This window comes from Citrobacter sp. 506 (assembly GCF_050434985.1).
Taxonomy (GTDB): Bacteria; Pseudomonadota; Gammaproteobacteria; order Enterobacterales; family Enterobacteriaceae; genus Citrobacter; species Citrobacter braakii.
Window position 1 is genome coordinate 92,425 of sequence record NZ_JBNDJN010000007.1, and the last position, 15,914, is coordinate 108,338.

A 15,914-nucleotide genomic window follows, 5' to 3' on the forward strand; every position below is an offset into this window, starting at 1 on the left:
GTGAAACAGTATAGAGATTCGTCTGCGGAAAGGCTTTGCTTTTTGTCATCAATTCGCCTTCTCAAGACTATCTGATAGTGCCAGCTTAATCGGTTCAACAGCGAAGGTCAGCCCTTTTTCACCGTTATCTGCCACAACATAGCGAATTGCGCCTTCTGTTTCGGCGTAATAGTGTTTACCTTTCCCGGCAGCGAGCAGTTTTTGCAGCTTTTTCTGGCTCTGCTCTTTCGTCAGTAGCGGCGCGACGGTACGAATGACGGCGGTCATGTATTCCAGCGCTTTCGCTTTGGCCGCCTTTTGTTCTGGTCCCTGAATCGGCAACCAGGTTATCTGCATACTTTTGATTTTTAGCGTGCCGCGCTCAAGGGCGGAGGACGCATACAGGTTTTCATTGATTTTACTGGCCGCGCGGGTGAGGTTTGCCCGATCGCGGCTGCTGTCGATGGCGCGGAACTCATTCAGGATAAGCTTCGGATTCTGCGTATTAAAGTTTTCGCGAAACTGGCTAATCGACAGGTCAAAGGTCGGCGCACCCGCCAGTAAATAGGGGGCCGTGGTTGCCGTCGATGGCTCTTCCGCCCGTGCCGCAACGCTCGCGGTGAAGGCTGAAAACAATAATAAAAACAGTGTAAATCCTTGCTTCATCAATCGTACCTTTCGTTATGACTGCTCACGATTAAAACGGTAACTGTCGGGCTTGTCAAAAGGGTAAACTGTTCTGGAAGGTAATAATAAAGGAACTTACATGACCATACAGCAGTGGTTATTCTCATTTAAAGGGCGCATCGGGCGCCGTGATTTCTGGATTTGGATAGGTCTGTGGATCGTCGGAATGCTGGTTCTGTTCTCGCTGGCGAGCAAGCAATTACTCGATATTCAGACTGCGGCATTTTGTCTGGTTTGTCTGCTATGGCCGACGGCGGCAGTGACGGTAAAACGCCTGCACGATCGGGGACGTTCTGGAGCGTGGGCGCTGCTGATGATTTTGGCGTGGATGCTGCTGGCCGGAAATTGGACGATGTTACCCGGCGTCTGGCAATGGGCGGTTGGTCGCTTTGTTCCGACGCTCATTCTGGTCGGCATGCTCATCGATCTGGGCGCGTTCATTGGCACCCAGGACGAAAATAAATATGGTAAGGATACGCAGGACGTAAAGTACAAAGCCGAGCGCCAGTAGTTGTCGACCGGAGAAGCGCAAGCGCCGCCCGGCAACCCTCACCAGTAGTGCTCAGCAGTCATATGGCCCGGTCGACGGCGCAGGTGTTTGGTCATCTGCCGGGTCTCTTTCAGCAGTTGCTGCGTGTCGCGTACCATTTGTGGATTTCCGCACAACATCACATGGCTGGTTTCTTTATCCATTGGCAGCCCTACCGCCTTTTCCAGTTCACCGCTTTCAATCAGCGCCGGTACACGCCCGGTCAGCGAATCTACGGCTGTCTCACGGCTAACAACCGTCTGGATGCGTAATTTACCTTCGTAGCGCTTTTCCAGCGCCTGCATCAATGGCAGGTAGCTCAAATCGGCGGCATAGCGTGCGGCGTGGACCAGCACCAGATTTTTAAAGCGCCCCAGATCTTTGCCTAGTTGCAGAATCGACAAATACGGGCCGATAGCCGTGCCGGTTGCCAGCATCCATAGCGTTTCGCAATCAGGGACTTCATCCAGCACGAAGAATCCAGCGGCCTCACTCACCACCTGAACTTCATCGCCAGGCTTTAGCGCCGCCAGTTGAGGGCTGAGTTTGCCGTCGGGAACCGTCACCAGATAAAATTCTAAGTCGGGGTTATCGGGCGCATTCACGTAGGAATAGGCGCGCTGGACGCGCTCACCGTCGATCTCAAGGCCAAGCTTGGTGAACTGACCTGCAGTGAAAGGAAGAACCGGAGCTCGCACGGTCAAACTAAACAGGGCATCGGTCCAGTTCTGCACCTTTGTGACTTTGCCTGTTACCCAATCTGCCATGGTTTTCTCCTGTCTGCTTTGATTGCCTTATCTTCGTTCGTTGGACGAAAGATTTCCAGCCCGGATGGGCTGGAAGGCTCTATTGATCAAATCAATTACAGGATGTGCGCCTGCACATCGGGATCTTTGCGATCGAGGTAGTGAATCGACTGAATGCGGCGGATCGTGCGTGATTTGCCGCGGATCAACAGCGTTTCGGTGGTTGCGATATTGCCTTTACGGCTAATCCCTTCCAGCAGATCGCCTTTGGTGATGCCGGTAGCGGAGAAAATGACGTTGTCGCTGCGCGCCATTTCATCCAGACGCAGCGCTTTGCCCGCTTCAATGCCCATCGCGGTGCAGCGGGCCAGTTCCTGTTCGCCAATACGACGGTTCTCTTCGCTGTCGCCTTTGACGTCATGGCGCGCCAGCAGGCGGCCCTGCATGTCGCCGTCCAGCGCGCGGATGACGGCCGCGGAAACCACGCCTTCCGGTGCGCCACCAATACCGTACAGCACGTCCACTTCGCTGTCTGGCATACAGGTCAGAATCGAGGCCGCAACGTCGCCGTCAGGAATGGCGAAGACGCGCACGCCCAGTTTCGCCATCTCTGCAATAACCTCGTCATGGCGTGGTTTTGCCAGGATGGTGACGGTCAGGTCACTCAGTGGTTTGTTCAGCGCGGCTGCAATGTTTCGCAGGTTGGTTTCCAGCGACAGATTCAGGTCGATGGACCCTTTTGCGCCAGGACCGACAATCAGCTTTTCCATGTACATGTCTGGCGCGTTCAGGAAACAGCCTTTATCGCCTACAGCCAACACCGCCAGCGCGTTCGCCTGGCCCATTGCCGTCATACGCGTGCCTTCGATAGGATCGACGGCGATGTCGACCGCATCACCGTGGCCGGTTCCGACTTTCTCGCCGATAAACAGCATCGGCGCTTCATCAATCTCACCCTCGCCAATCACGATGGTGCCGTCGATGTTGACCTGGTTGAGCATAATACGCATGGCGTTCACCGCCGCGCCATCAGCGGTATTTTTATCGCCGCGGCCCAGCCATTTATAGCCAGCCAGCGCGGCCGCTTCGGTCACGCGTGAAAATTCAATGGCAAGTTCTCGTCTCATTGCAAACTCGTAGCTGAAAGGAATGGCGCGAAGTGTAGCACAGGGGAGGGGACTAGATTATTGATGTGTGTGCGGGGTTGCCCCCGCACGAAGATATTGCCGGACAAGGTAAAGTCGCCATCCGGCAATGACGAATTACTCGTCGTGATCTTCCCACGCCATGGCGCGTTTGACCGCTTTTTTCCAGCCGCTGTAACGGAAATTACGCTCGGTGGTTTCGATGCCCGGGCGGAATTCACGCTCGATGACCGCTTTCTCCTGCAGTTCATCCAGATTCTGCCAGAAACCTACTGCCAGACCGGCAAGGTAAGCCGCACCCAATGCGGTGACTTCGCGGACTTCCGGGCGCTCAACGCGCGTGCCGAGAATATCGGACTGGAACTGCATCAGGAAGTTGTTGGCGACCGCACCGCCATCGACGCGCAGGGCGTGCAGGCGAATACCGGAATCAGCCTGCATCGCTTCCAGTACGTCACGGGTCTGGTAAGCGATAGACTCAAGCGTTGCGCGGATGATGTGGTTGGAGTTTACGCCACGGGTCAGGCCGAAGATGGCTCCGCGTGCATACGGGTCCCAGTACGGTGCGCCAAGGCCTGTAAATGCCGGAACGACGTACACGCCGTTGGTATCTTTCACTTTGGTGGCGAAATATTCAGAGTCGAATGCATCGCTGATGAGTTTCATTTCATCGCGCAGCCACTGGATGGATGCGCCAGCCATAAATACCGCACCTTCCAGCGCGTAGTTCACTTCCCCGGTCGGTCCACAGGCGATGGTGGTCAGTAGTCCATTTTCGGACTTAACGGCTTTCTCGCCAGTGTTCATCAGCATGAAGCAGCCGGTACCGTAAGTGTTTTTCGCCATCCCTTCCTTCACGCACAGCTGGCCAAACAGAGCGGCCTGCTGGTCACCGGCAATACCGGAGATAGGAATACGAATGCCGCCTTTACCACCGATGTTGGTCTGGCCGTACACTTCAGAAGAACGACGCACTTCTGGCAGCATTGCACGCGGAATATCCAGCGCATCCAGCATCGTGTCATCCCAGTCCAGGGAGTGGATGTTGAACAGCATGGTACGAGAGGCGTTGGTGTAATCCGTTACGTGTACACGTCCCTGCGTCATTTTCCAGATAAGCCAGGTGTCTACCGTACCGAACAGCAGTTCGCCGCGACGAGCGCGCTCACGTGAGCCTTCCACGTGGTCGAGGATCCACTTCACTTTAGTGCCGGAAAAGTACGGGTCAATTACCAGACCCGTGTTATTACGGATGTACTCTTCCATACCGTCGCGCTTGAGCTTTTCGCAGATATCCGCGGTACGACGACACTGCCACACAATTGCGTTATAGATAGGTTTACCGGTCTCACGCTCCCAGACGATGGTGGTTTCACGCTGGTTGGTAATACCGATCGCTGCAATTTCATCGGAACTGATATCGGCTTTCGCCAGAACTTCTACCAGCGTGGAGCTTTGGGTCGCCCAAATTTCCATTGGGTCATGTTCTACCCAACCTGCTTTCGGGTAGATTTGCTCGAATTCGCGCTGTGAAACGCTAACGATATTCGCATCGTGGTCCATTACGACCGCGCGGGAGCTGGTGGTGCCCTGGTCGAGCGCAACGATATATTTTTTTTCAGTCATGATTATTTGTCCCGTAGTCACATTACTGCGAAGCTTTTTGTTGAGTGTTGGTCGCAACGTCTTTCTCTTCAATCGCGCAGACATCGCACGGTAAATGGCGACCAATCAGTTTGCGATATGCCCATGCGCCTAAAATCGCGCCGGTAATCGGGCCAAACACCGGGACCAGGAAGTAAGGGATATCACGACCACCCGTGAAGGCAATCTCACCCCATCCGGCCATCCAGGCGAAGAGTTTCGGTCCGAAGTCACGTGCCGGGTTCATCGCAAAACCTGTTAGCGGACCCATGGAAGCACCAATAACGGCGATCAACAAGCCGATCAGCAGTGGTGCCAGCGGACCACGAGGTACACCGTTACCATCGTCGGTCAGAGCCAGAATCAGCCCCATTAGAATAGCGGTAATGACCATTTCAACCGCGAAGGCCTGCACAAAATTGATATGCGGGTTCGGATAGGTCGAGAAAGTACCTGCCAGACCCAGGCTCTCGGTACTGCCGCGCACGATATGGTTAGTTTGTTCGAAATCGATGAAAAGATTGTAATAAAGCCCGTAAACCAGTGCCGCTGCGCAAAAGGCGCCGGCAATTTGCGAAATAATAAAAGGAGCAACTTTGCGTTTATCAAAACAGGCGAACAGCCAGAGTGCGATGGTTACCGCTGGATTCAGGTGTGCACCAGAAACGCCTGCGGTCAGATAAATAGCCATCGCTACCCCCAGACCCCAGATGATACTGATTTCCCACTGACCAAAAGTAGCCCCAGCAACTTTGAGTGCAGCGACACATCCCACACCGAAGAAAATCAACAACCCGGTACCGAGGAATTCAGCAATGCACTGGCCTTTTAAGGTTGATGTTTGACTCATAATCGGATCCTGAAGAGAGTTTAATGTTTATTGTATGCGAGAAGGTCACTGACATCCCCGGAGCCGGTAGGCACACTGTTAATTTATCGTTAACGCGCAAAAACGAGAAATATCGAAATTAAAATGTGTGTACTCCATCAACAAAATGAGCGTTATCGCGCCATTTCGCGGTATTTGTTATACAAAAATAGTGTGAGCTGAATCATTTCAATGATCAATTCGTTAACACTTAAGAGTTATGATAGTAATGTCACCAGGAGAAAGACGAAAAGTGTTGCAAACCGCAATCTGCGCGGGATGCCGCTGGACAGGGATGACGCGGCTTCATACAATCGGTGTTAAGTAGAGTGCGCTCGTTTTTATTAAGGCGTCGCCGGTTATCGGGACGAGGATTTTTATCCATCAACGCCTTGCAATTCAGGAGAGGTATGACGATGTCATTAGAAGTGTTTGAGAAACTGGAAGCAAAAGTACAGCAGGCGATTGATACCATCACGCTGTTGCAGATGGAAATCGAAGAGCTGAAAGAAAAGAACAACTCACTGTCGCAGGAAGTTCAGTCTGCACAGCAGCAGCGTGAAGAGCTGGAGCGTGAGAACAACAACCTGAAAGAACAGCAGAATGGCTGGCAGGATCGTCTGCATGCCCTGTTGGGGCGTATGGAAGAAGTCTAATTCTGATTTCTTTAAAAAGGCATCCATAATGGATGCCTTTTTACTATGTAGACTTTAGGATATCGTAATTCTCAAATTTCAAAGAATACGATATGACAAAAAGAAACGATATTATTGATAATTCGGATCGATTTATCACCAGAGATATTAGATATGGTCTTATCTATACAGATAATCTAGGGTGGATTGATTTAGGCCACGCTAATCCGGCAGGCGCTGAAAAATTATGGTTTGAAATGACAAGACCTCGTGGTGGTGATAGTGAATTTTATGAAGTAAATTACCATCAAAGTATGTCTAAAAGCATTCACGGTCTAAATATTAATACTGGTATATATCGTAGATTCATGGTGCGACGAGGATTGCAGGAGCGAATTCTGCAAGGTATTGCTTTGTCTATATTCTTGAGTACGTCACATCGTTTCGAATCCTTACAGGATTTTTGGCCTTACACTTATTTATGGATGTAATAAAACCTGTTGCGAATCCAAATTATGTTCGGGAACTCCGTATATGACGTTTCGACGATTAGGTGTTATTATTGCATTTATGCTTTTCTTTGCGCTGCTTTATTGTTATTTCATGGTGAGTGTCTTTACAAAAAAATGCTATACGCAGCATGATTTATTAATTTATCAGCTATTAACGCCGAAATTGATTAAACAGGTTCCAAGGGTATCCAACGACTGGTTTTTTGTAAGCCATACAGATGAGGGTAGCCATCTTCAACGCAGTGAAATAGTTTTTACGGGGATACCTAAGAATGATATTCACAGAGCAGAAGAAAAATTAAACGCATACGTTGAATCTTATCCTGCAAGTCGTGAGATGATGAGTGTCGTTGTTGAAGCAAGAGCTGGGAATTATGATGTTAAGGTCATTCACTACAAATCGGATGAATGAAGAAAATAAAAGGCCATCAAACTTGCTGATGGCCTTTTTCACTTACTCGATATCGAGCGGGTCTTCGGAGAGGATTATCCCGGTGTTGTCGGCGTACAGGTGGTCGCCGGAGAAGAATGTCACGCCGCCAAAGTTGACGCGCACATCGCTTTCCCCAATACCTTCTCCTGAAGCACCTACCGGAATTGCGGCAATCGCCTGAATGCCGATATCCAGTTCTTCCAGATCGTCTACCTGGCGGACTGAGCCGTAGATGACCAGACCTTCCCATTCATTCTGTACGGCCAGTCGCGCCAGTTCGGCATCGACTAGCGCACGACGGACAGAACCGCCGCCATCGACCAGCAGAATGCGACCACGGCCATTTTGTTCGAGCAGATCGTACAGCAACCCGTTGTCCTCGAAACATTTTACCGTGATGATTTGTCCGCCAAACGACGACCGTCCTCCAAAGTTAGAGAACAGCGGTTCCACGACGTTGACATCTTCCTGATAGATGTCACAAAGCTCGGATGTATCGTATTTCATAGGCTTAACGTTCAGTTGCTGCGAGAATTTTTAGTATATCGCGCTATGTGTACTGTTGGCAAAATCATCAATTGTTAATTAGTGTCCAGATCAATAACTATTCGTATTTTTCATTGAAAAACAGGTGATTACTGATTTTGAAAACAGCCGATAATGACCTGAAATTACCCGTATTTCCCTCTGAAAAGTATCCCCGAGGTATCTCCGGAAGATTGCTGGAGCATAAAAGAAAGCCCTATGAGAACGATCAGATTCACCAAAGCCGTGCATCAGGAACTCCCCGTTCCTGATGCCGGCAAACGCCTTGAATATGCTGATAGTGTCGTTAATGAGTTGCGGCTGCGCGTTACGTCTAGTGGCAGCAAAAGTTTTTGTGTGTCCCGAAAGCGCGACGTAAAATTTTACCGTGTGACGTTGGGCAAGTTCCCGGATATGACTATTGAGCAGGCCAGAGAGCGGGCATATAGCGCCTTAAGTGAAGTAGCTACCACACGGCGTAACCCGAACGAACGGCGGCGTGAAGAGAAAAAATGGGCGGTAACGCTGTCTGATGCTTTGGATGAGTACATCAAATCCCGGTTGGCTACCGGGCGTATAAAAAAACGACCAGCGAAAAATATGAAGACACCATCAATAATTATTCTGGTGACTGGATGGCTCTTCAACTTTCATCTATCACGTGTGAAATGGTGGAAACGAGACACTAGATCATTACCGGGCATGGCATATGGTTTGGTGGCCCGTTCAGGCGTGAAGAAAAAGGCAGTAAAGCCCAGGCTGATTTATGGGCACGTGTTCTGCGTGCTGTCTATCGCTATGCATATGATAGCTACCGTGATAAAGATGGCGGGAGATTGTTACCGGATCCGCCCACAACCATTTTAAGTACAAAAATGCTTTGGAATGGAAATACACGGAGAACAACTAAAATCAGAAATAATGATTTAGGCCGCTGGCTCAAGGCCCTTGATACCGTAAGACAATGGGCTATAGCAGGCTATAAAGTTGTTGCATTATTGGTTTGATTTACGTTGATTTGATGACCAAGTACGCTCGTATTGCAAGTAAGCGTGTTCGGGAATAGCGACGAGTATTGCAGGCAGTCTGCTAAGTGGTCTTTATTTTCAGCAGATCTGCCTGCCAATTCGATTTACCTTTGCTGCTGGTTGTAACCAACCGGGCGGCTCCAGTCATCGTCGTATTTGATATTCCCTTCGATATAAAACCACTCAATGCCTGAGTAGGTGATGGCTATATTTTCCATCATGCCCGGAGTGTGGGAACCCGGCATATAAGCATGAGCAGCATTGACGGACATGATTACGATGTTGTTAAGCGTAATTCGGTAAATCTCGTATTCGACACCCGCCTCGTTGATGTCGTAATAGTGGATTACTGCCTTTTGCAACCGCTTACTTTGGCAGACTGCAACCGCAAAATATGGCGAGGTCTTATCAATCTCTTTGTGCAGGGTAAAAGCGTTGTGTTCGCGCGAACCCATCAGCTTACCAGTGTTGCGGCATGTGTTTTGGTACACACCGTAACTGCTGTTCATGATTTCAATTGCACCCTCACGGCCCTGCGCCATGCAACTGCCTTTGATCAGCTGTCCATTTTCATCATAAATATACATATAAGCTGGTAATGACATTTATAGATTTCCTTATTTTGTGCTTAATATTTGCCCGTTTCTGTCGATGAAAAAGTTGTAACGGTAATTCTTTCCGTTCAACGTGTATGAAGCTGCATAGATATAGCCCGGCGTTATCGGTATTTTTAAGCACGTTTCAGGATAGGAGAGAGCTACATGCGAATTTTCCGCCAATGTCTTGTATTCATTCCCCTGCTCAGAATAAACGCCGTATCGGCTCAGAACGTCCGATTTATTAACAGAGAAGCAAAGCGAATTATTTATAATGGGGAAACTACGCCATGGGGGAACGCTATCGCCAGCGCCACACCCAGCCAGCGCAAAAAAGGCAGGAATGAGAAAGTAGTGTTTCAATGCGGGAACCTCCCTAACACTTTTTCATAGCGGGATATGAGGCTAAGGACAGGCTCAGATGGATCGTAATCCTTGAGGAGATACAAATCAGAGCGGTTGCCGAATCCATACGTTTTAAGCAGCCAATAATCAGCCACCATTGCAGCCTGCTGCTCTAAGCCGTAATCCAAGAGTATGGCCTTATCCAACGTGTAATAGTAATCAACTGCCCAAGAGAACAGGCCCCGCATCCTTACCATCATCCCGCGCTGATGCTGCCAGACGTGCATCATTTCATGTAAAAAAAGATGCTGCCCACTAACGCGATCGTTATTAACATGCGGCTGTGAAAAGTCAGGCTCATAAGTACCTTCCTGAAAGTACAACTCGCCGTTGGGCGTCATGGCGTAGTTGTTCTTTTGGAGGTTGAAAGGTAGATAGCTGCTGCGGTGGATCCAGACTTCGTTATAGCGGATGGTGAAAGCGTAGAGGGTACGGGCCAGGTTAATCTCACCAAGCGTTAACAGCCGTAACCCGCCCCGGTCTATATCGTTCATTTCCCTTATCATTGAAGACATCATCCATTGGTAAAAACACCTTAATACGCCTTAAAGTAAATTTTTTCCTGTTAAAAAATGCGGGGAATATCCGAAATTGTCAAAAACTGCGGCTACGCCGCTTCTAGCGTTAAGCCCCCTGGTTTGGGGGGCAACCGTACGAGATCGGACGCTAAAAACGTAACCTTATGAATTTAAATCTACAAATTCGTGGCGTTGTCGGTCAGGTTTACGTTGATTTGATTACTGGGTTTATTAAGACCGTTAATGCCGGAAACCGCACGGATACTGGCATTAATGGAAAAAGTAAATAAAACCCTCATTTTCTTTACTCGCCCAACCTGCATTAAAAAATGCACTTAGCGTACGCTCTCGTACGGTTGGGCTTCAGACCCCGAGATCGGTTAAGTAAGCTGGGAAACGCTGATTTTAGTACTTATAGATCACGGTGTTTACCGTTCGTTGGTATCCCCGAGGTATCCCCGGAAAATATAAAAAACATGGAAAAACCTCGCGACCCTCTATTTGTAAGGGTTGCGAGGCGTTATGCGATTCTAAAAATTGAAATTGTTAATTGATATTTGTCAGTTAAAGAGACCACTGACTTAAGAAAATTCCAACGACAAACAGCAAGTTAGTTAATAGCGCCGCTTTTACGGTGCGTTCCAGCATCGGACGCATTGCCGCAGGATCCATTTCGCGCATCACGTAACGCGCCTGTTTGAAAAGCAGCGGAGCGGCAAGGATAAACAGCCATCCCCACAGACTTTGTAGCGAAAACAGGTTAAACAGCGCCAGGCAGACCAGCGTACCCATCAGCAGGCAGGCATGGTAGCGGCGGGCATTGACGGCACCTAAACGTACTACCAGCGTGTTCTTGCCGTTCTCTCTGTCGCTGTTGATATCGCGCAGGTTGTTGACGTTGAGCACGGCAGTTGCCAGCAGGCCACAGGCGGTGGCAGGCAGAATCAGCGCCGGAATCAGCGTATGCGCCTGCAGATACCAGCTTCCCATCACGCTAAGCCAGCCAAAGAATACCAGCACGGAAATATCGCCCAGACCGATATATCCGTAAGGGCGATTACCCACGGTGTAGGTGATCGCCGCGATAATCGACAGGCCCCCAAGTACCAGGAAACCGACAAAATCCGCCAGCGTGTGACAGGCCACAGCAACCAGGGCCAGACCCGACAGACAGATCAACACCACGGTGACGATCAGCGCACGCTTCATCTGCTGTTGGGTGATAACCCCTTTTTGCATACCACGCAGCGGTCCAATGCGATCGGGCTTGTCGCTGCCTTTGACGGCATCGCCATAGTCGTTAGCGAGGTTGGACAGAATTTGCAGCAGTCCTGCTGTAATCAATGCCAACAGAGCAACCAGCGGATCGAAGTATCCTTGCCACCATGCTAATGCCGTACCGACGATGATCGCCGCGAAGGCGAGCGGTAAGGTCTTAGGTCGTAAACTTTCCAGCCAGGCTTGTGAGCGGCTAATTTTTTGTTGTTCAGTCATATTTAGCGCCAATAAAAATGGGGCTTTATCAGCCCCATCAACAGTGATGAAAATGCATTGAACGCGATTATAGGATAAAACGGCTCAGATCTTCATCTGCGACCAGCGCATCCAGATGTTTGCTCACATATTCGGCATCAATTGTGATGCTTTGGCCGTTTAAATCGCTCGCATCATAGGAAATATCTTCCATCAGACGCTCGAGAACGGTATGCAGACGACGTGCACCGATGTTTTCGGTGGTTTCATTGACCTGCCAGGCCGCTTCGGCAATGCGTTTAATGCCCGATTCGGTGAAGTTGATGTCCACACCTTCGGTCGCCATCAGCGCTTTGTACTGGACGGTGATGGAGGCATTCGGTTCGGTAAGGATACGCTCAAAATCGCTGGTGGTCAGCGCCTGCAGCTCGACACGAATCGGCAGACGACCCTGCAGTTCCGGGATCAGGTCAGACGGTTTCGCTACCTGGAATGCGCCAGAGGCGATAAACAGAATGTGGTCTGTTTTCACCATACCGTGTTTAGTGGAGACCGTGCAGCCTTCAACCAGCGGCAGCAGGTCGCGCTGTACGCCTTCACGGGACACGTCCGGGCCGGAGGATTCGCCGCGCTTACAGATTTTGTCGATTTCGTCGATAAACACGATTCCGTGTTGCTCAACGGCGTCGATAGCTTCCTGTTTCAGCTCTTCCGGATTCACCAGTTTGGCCGCTTCTTCTTCAATCAGCAGCTTCATCGCGTCTTTGATTTTCAGCTTACGCGGTTTTTGCTTCTGACCGCCCAGGTTCTGGAACATGGACTGTAGCTGGCTGGTCATCTCTTCCATTCCCGGAGGCGCCATGATTTCAACGCCCATCGGTGCGGCCGCGAGATCGATTTCGATCTCTTTATCATCCAGCTGGCCTTCACGCAGTTTTTTACGGAACGCCTGACGCGCTGCAGAAGGTTCCTGCGGCTGCTCTGACTGTCCCCAGTTATTTTTAGCCGGTGGGATCAGCACGTCGAGAATGCGCTCTTCCGCCATCTCTTCGGCACGGAAGCGGTTTTTCTCGATGGCCTGAACGCGGACCATTTTGATGGCAGCATCGGTCAGATCGCGGATGATAGAGTCAACTTCTTTACCAACATAGCCGACTTCGGTGAATTTTGTTGCTTCAACTTTGATGAACGGCGCGTTGGCCAGTTTTGCCAGACGACGGGCGATTTCGGTTTTACCAACGCCGGTTGGGCCAATCATCAGAATGTTTTTCGGCGTAACTTCATGGCGCAGCTCTTCGTTGAGCTGCATGCGGCGCCAGCGGTTACGCAGGGCAATCGCCACGGAACGCTTAGCGTTATCCTGGCCGATGATGTGTTTGTTCAGTTCGCTGACAATTTCGCGTGGGGTCATTTCAGACATGGGGGATCCTTACGCTTTGGAGTTCAATTCTTCGATGGTATGGAAGTGGTTGGTATAAATGCAGATATCCCCTGCAATATCCAACGCTTTCTCAGCAATCTCGCGTGCGCCAAGCTCAGTGTTTTCCAGCAGAGCGCGTGCAGCAGCCTGGGCGTAGGGACCGCCGGAGCCGATGGCAATCAGATCGTTTTCTGGCTGGATGACGTCGCCGTTACCGGTGATGATGAGTGATGCAGTTTCATCCGCAACGGCCAGCAGCGCTTCGAGTTTGCGCAGCATACGGTCAGTACGCCAGTCTTTTGCCAGTTCAACGGCAGCTTTCACCAGGTGACCCTGGTGCATTTCCAGCTTGCGTTCAAACAGTTCAAACAGCGTGAATGCATCCGCAGTACCGCCCGCAAAGCCCGCGATGACTTTGTCGTTGTACAGACGGCGGACTTTCTTCACGTTGCCTTTCATTACGGTGTTACCCAGTGTGGCCTGACCATCACCGGCGATTACCACATGGCCGTTACGGCGTACGCTTACTATTGTTGTCACGAGCAGACCCCTTGGTTACAAATGCAAAACACAGGCCCCGCGCAGTATGCGGGGCGTAATGCAAGTATAGATGGGGGGGATTTTGGGGGTTTCAACCCCCAGTGGCGAGTCGAATGCAGTTTGTGTGACCAGCAACTTTCAGGCGGCTGATGGTGTTGTCGGCATTCTCTTTGCCTTTGACCGGACCAATGACCACGCGATTCCAGCCGTTATTGGTGGTAATACGTGAGTTGAAGCCTTCAAAAGCCAACTGCGCGCGCACGGTTTCTGCCTGCTCAGCGCCTTTAAATGAGCCGCACTGTACCATCCAGCGGCGTTCATCTTTTTTCTCCGCCGTCTGTTTTGGCGGCTGCGTTTCATTCGTTATCGGCGCGGCCGGCTGCGTTTTCGGCTGAGCGGCGGTGGTATGCGCAGGTGTTTGCAGTAGATCCTGATACGGCTGTTGGGCCGCCGGTTTTGGCTGCGCCTTCGGCTGCTGTACCGGTGCGGCTTGCGCAGTACGCGTTTGCTGCTGCTGGTTCGGCTGTTCCGTTACCCGTTGGCGCGGCTGTTGAGCCTGCTGTTGGGTGTTATTCCACTGCTGCTGTTGCACCTGACGCTGACGCTGCAGCGTTTGCTGGCGTTGTTCAGCAGTTTGTTCGTTCCACGGTACTTCGTTGAGCTGCGTTGGCTGTTGGCGCATATCGGCCTGCATTTGCGCCAACAACTGGCGCTGCTCATTGGTAAGCTGATCGGCGTTCAGTACCTCGCCGCCTGCAGACGGTTCGGTAGGCGCACGTACGCCAGGCTGACGGCTTTCCAGCTCTTTGATGTATCGCCAGCGCTCTTCCGGTTTTGGCGGGATGCCATTACCGGTGACTTTCTGGTTTTGCAGCGTTTCGGACTCTTCTTTCTTGTGATGCGTAATGAAGTACAGACCACCGATAAAGGTCACGAGTACGGCTGCAGCAATAGCAACCATAGCGGGCGATACCGCAGGCGTATTGCGTTGTTTTTTCCGTGATGTGCTCTTCTTGCGCCGCGAAGGTGCCGGTTGGCCGCGACGTACATAATCTCGTTGTGCCACTATCGTTTCGCTGTATTTATTCGTTCGTCAGCCCGCCATGTTACTTAAGCGGCGGGCCTTTGACCAGACAGGGGAGTCCGAAAGCACTTTACTTTACGTCAGTGCCCGGGTAGTGCCCCGAATAATAAGCTCGCAGTCCAGTAAACGTGAGCCACTGCTGACGTTCTGACCTTGTAGTTGATCGAGCAGTAACAGCATAGCTTCACGTCCGATATCGAAACGCGGCTGTGCGACGGTTGTCAGGGGTGGATCACAAAATTCCGTGAGCGAAATATTATCAAAGCCAATGATGGATAAATCGTCAGGTACCTTCAGACCCTGACGTTTGGCGTAAGAGAGTGCCCCCAGCGCCATGACATCGCTGTGGCAAAAGACCGCAGTAGGTGGCTGTGGAAGCTCAAGGAGTTGCTTAAGCGCATTGGCTCCCGCTTCATAGGTAAAGTCACCACGCGCGATGAAATGCGGATCGACCGTAATTCCACTGCGACGCAATGCCTGAACGTAACCTTGCAGACGGTAATGGCACAGCGGCATATCCTCTGGTCCGGCGATACAGCCAATGCGTTTATGCCCCAGTTCCAGCAGATAGTTCATCGCGTTGAAGGCGGCGGTGAGGTTATCAATGTGCACGGTGGGGAGTTCCAGCTCTGGCGCGAACTCGTTGGACATGACCATCGGCGGCAAGTTGCGCTGCTCTTCCACGCTGGCATCAAACGGCAGGCGCGAACTGAGCAGCACCATGCCATCGATCTGCTTGGTGATAATGAGGTTGAGGAAGGTCTTTTCCTGCTGATTCTGGTGGGCGCAGTCGCCGATAAGCACCAGATATCCCTGCTCAGCGGCGGTCACTTCTATGCCGCGAATCACTTCGCTAAAAAACGGATCGCAGATATCCGGCACAATCACCAGAATGGTACGTGATTCATTACGCTTAACGTTGCGTCCCATTGATTGGGGTAAATATCCCACTTCCAGCGCAGCCTGTTCAACCTTGTTACGGGTTGACTGCGAGACTTTGTCCGGGTTCATTAACGCGCGGGATACGGTTGCCGTTGAGACTTTCGCCTTCAGAGCAACATCTTTCATCGTAGCGGCGGCAACCTGCTTATTCGGTTTCACTCTTTCTCCTCGCCAGAGAGCTGCTGGCACAGACTCGTCCTTGAAT

General features: G+C 51.0%; 19 protein-coding genes. 5 read left to right on the forward strand and 14 right to left on the reverse strand.

Going from position 1 to position 15,914, the window contains the following annotated elements; all coding sequences use genetic code 11:
* Positions 1-48: 48 nt before the first annotated feature.
* Positions 49-645 carry a YiiQ family protein gene (locus ABIE10_RS21610; protein ID WP_049282363.1) on the reverse strand — a complete coding sequence of 199 codons (597 nt, stop codon included), beginning with the start codon at positions 643-645 and terminating at the stop codon, positions 49-51.
* 100 nt (positions 646-745) lie between these two features.
* Here ABIE10_RS21610 and ABIE10_RS21615 point away from each other — a divergent pair, with 100 nt between their 5' ends.
* Complete coding sequence (locus ABIE10_RS21615) at positions 746-1,177, forward strand: DUF805 domain-containing protein (RefSeq protein ID WP_047497573.1); 432 nt, start codon at positions 746-748, stop codon at positions 1,175-1,177.
* Positions 1,178-1,215: 38 nt separating this feature from the next.
* Here the strand turns inward: ABIE10_RS21615 and fpr are convergent, their stop codons facing one another.
* From fpr to ABIE10_RS21635, 4 genes are all read right to left on the reverse strand, one after another.
* On the reverse strand, positions 1,216-1,962 hold the full coding sequence (gene fpr, locus ABIE10_RS21620) for a ferredoxin--NADP(+) reductase (protein WP_016157907.1): 747 nt from the start codon (positions 1,960-1,962) through the stop codon (positions 1,216-1,218).
* Positions 1,963-2,057: 95 nt separating this feature from the next.
* Entirely contained in the window at positions 2,058-3,068 is a 1,011-nt protein-coding gene (glpX, locus tag ABIE10_RS21625; protein WP_016155253.1) for a class II fructose-bisphosphatase, read from the reverse strand.
* 135 nt (positions 3,069-3,203) lie between these two features.
* Complete coding sequence (glpK, locus tag ABIE10_RS21630; protein ID WP_016155254.1) at positions 3,204-4,712, reverse strand: glycerol kinase GlpK; 1,509 nt, start codon at positions 4,710-4,712, stop codon at positions 3,204-3,206.
* Between the two features lie 22 nt (positions 4,713-4,734).
* Entirely contained in the window at positions 4,735-5,580 is an 846-nt protein-coding gene (locus ABIE10_RS21635; RefSeq protein ID WP_016155255.1) for an MIP/aquaporin family protein, read from the reverse strand.
* Positions 5,581-6,008: 428 nt separating this feature from the next.
* Here ABIE10_RS21635 and zapB point away from each other — a divergent pair, with 428 nt between their 5' ends.
* The 3 genes from zapB to ABIE10_RS21650 all read left to right on the forward strand — a co-directional run bounded on the left by zapB (position 6,009) and on the right by ABIE10_RS21650 (position 7,157).
* Positions 6,009-6,254 (forward strand): septal ring assembly protein ZapB, encoded by a 246-nt coding sequence (gene zapB / locus ABIE10_RS21640; RefSeq protein ID WP_019077914.1) that lies wholly within the window; start codon positions 6,009-6,011, stop codon positions 6,252-6,254.
* Positions 6,255-6,346: 92 nt separating this feature from the next.
* The gene (locus tag ABIE10_RS21645) at positions 6,347-6,724 is read left to right on the forward strand and encodes a hypothetical protein (RefSeq protein WP_223307973.1); all 378 of its coding nucleotides are present in this window, start codon (positions 6,347-6,349) and stop codon (positions 6,722-6,724) included.
* Between the two features lie 43 nt (positions 6,725-6,767).
* Positions 6,768-7,157, forward strand: coding sequence for a hypothetical protein (locus ABIE10_RS21650; protein ID WP_316147142.1), 390 nt, complete (start codon positions 6,768-6,770; stop codon positions 7,155-7,157).
* 42 nt (positions 7,158-7,199) lie between these two features.
* On the opposite strand, the gene rraA is transcribed toward ABIE10_RS21650, so the two are convergent.
* Entirely contained in the window at positions 7,200-7,685 is a 486-nt protein-coding gene (gene rraA, locus ABIE10_RS21655) for a ribonuclease E activity regulator RraA (RefSeq protein ID WP_008787034.1), read from the reverse strand.
* A gap of 237 nt (positions 7,686-7,922) precedes the next feature.
* Between rraA and ABIE10_RS21660 the strand changes: the two genes are divergently transcribed.
* Positions 7,923-8,570: an Arm DNA-binding domain-containing protein gene (locus tag ABIE10_RS21660; protein ID WP_429157021.1), complete on the forward strand. Its 648-nt coding sequence runs from the start codon at positions 7,923-7,925 to the stop codon at positions 8,568-8,570.
* Between the two features lie 265 nt (positions 8,571-8,835).
* Here the strand turns inward: ABIE10_RS21660 and ABIE10_RS21665 are convergent, their stop codons facing one another.
* The 8 genes from ABIE10_RS21665 to cytR form a co-directional block, all read right to left on the reverse strand.
* Positions 8,836-9,336, reverse strand: a complete 501-nt coding sequence (locus ABIE10_RS21665) for an Hcp family type VI secretion system effector (protein WP_075848790.1) — start codon at positions 9,334-9,336, stop codon at positions 8,836-8,838.
* 12 nt (positions 9,337-9,348) lie between these two features.
* On the reverse strand, positions 9,349-9,690 hold the full coding sequence (locus ABIE10_RS21670; RefSeq protein ID WP_220137863.1) for a putative T6SS immunity periplasmic lipoprotein: 342 nt from the start codon (positions 9,688-9,690) through the stop codon (positions 9,349-9,351).
* Positions 9,687-10,238, reverse strand: coding sequence for a hypothetical protein (locus ABIE10_RS21675; protein WP_016157913.1), 552 nt, complete (start codon positions 10,236-10,238; stop codon positions 9,687-9,689). The genes ABIE10_RS21670 and ABIE10_RS21675 overlap by 4 nt, the downstream gene beginning before the upstream one ends.
* Positions 10,239-10,814: 576 nt before the next feature.
* Entirely contained in the window at positions 10,815-11,744 is a 930-nt protein-coding gene (menA, locus tag ABIE10_RS21680) for a 1,4-dihydroxy-2-naphthoate polyprenyltransferase (RefSeq protein WP_016157915.1), read from the reverse strand.
* Between the two features lie 67 nt (positions 11,745-11,811).
* Positions 11,812-13,143, reverse strand: a complete 1,332-nt coding sequence (gene hslU / locus ABIE10_RS21685; RefSeq protein ID WP_003028803.1) for an HslU--HslV peptidase ATPase subunit — start codon at positions 13,141-13,143, stop codon at positions 11,812-11,814.
* A 9-nt stretch (positions 13,144-13,152) separates the two neighbouring features.
* Positions 13,153-13,683, reverse strand: a complete 531-nt coding sequence (gene hslV, locus ABIE10_RS21690) for an ATP-dependent protease subunit HslV (RefSeq protein ID WP_003028805.1) — start codon at positions 13,681-13,683, stop codon at positions 13,153-13,155.
* Between the two features lie 91 nt (positions 13,684-13,774).
* Positions 13,775-14,749 carry a cell division protein FtsN gene (gene ftsN, locus ABIE10_RS21695; protein ID WP_072034024.1) on the reverse strand — a complete coding sequence of 325 codons (975 nt, stop codon included), beginning with the start codon at positions 14,747-14,749 and terminating at the stop codon, positions 13,775-13,777.
* A gap of 93 nt (positions 14,750-14,842) precedes the next feature.
* A complete protein-coding gene (cytR, locus tag ABIE10_RS21700) occupies positions 14,843-15,868 on the reverse strand; it encodes a DNA-binding transcriptional regulator CytR (RefSeq protein ID WP_016157916.1) in 1,026 nt (341 codons plus the stop codon).
* Between the last annotated feature and the right edge of the window lie 46 nt (positions 15,869-15,914).